The sequence below is a fragment of the Oleiphilus sp. HI0079 genome (assembly GCF_001635105.1).
In genome coordinates this window covers 1-583 of the sequence record NZ_LWFT01000987.1, presented here as the reverse complement: position 1 = coordinate 583, position 583 = coordinate 1, and the positions used below count along the sequence as shown (strand labels likewise).

Annotated in this window: 1 pseudogene; it reads right to left on the bottom strand. The window is 50.4% G+C overall.

From position 1 onward, the window contains the following. Window positions 1-583, bottom strand: a pseudogene (locus tag A3750_RS18020) (BatD family protein); the annotation flags it as partial.

The window sequence follows — 583 nt, the reverse complement described above, 5'->3', positions numbered from 1 at the left end:
CGTTCGACCATTCAATGCGATTGTCGGAACTGCCTTTTGAAGGTCTAGCGTGGTCATCGGCTTGCGCTCGCAAGTCAAGCCAACGGTATAGCAGCCTCGCCGCTTCGATGAAGTTAGAAGAACGGCATTCAGCAACAAACCTCGACTCCAAATCACGCCGCGCTTTTCTATTCGCTTTGTCGCGATGGTAAGCACGAAGCAGCGCTTTAAATCGCGTCCTCAATCGATAGCAGGCAAAGATAAAAACAACCAACAAGATCCAATCAAACACGCTTCGTTCTGACATGAAGTCGACCGTCGACTCAATAGCAGAGCGTAGATAGTAACGAGGGCTCAAAACGGTGGTAATGGTTTGCTCCGGCAAAACCTCAACCTTAAATGTGCGACTACCGAGATCGAACCAATGAAAACGTCGTTCTGGGATGGTAAACCGTCCGGGTTTCTCTACCACGTAGGTGATTTTCTCAATGCGTTGAGCCAGGTAGTCACCGCGATTTACCTTGTCGCTCAGTTCAGGAGGTGTCGGGTAGATAGAAAGCCCGTCGTGCGTTCGGTCGAAGCGCAATTCAGGGAGCATCATCGC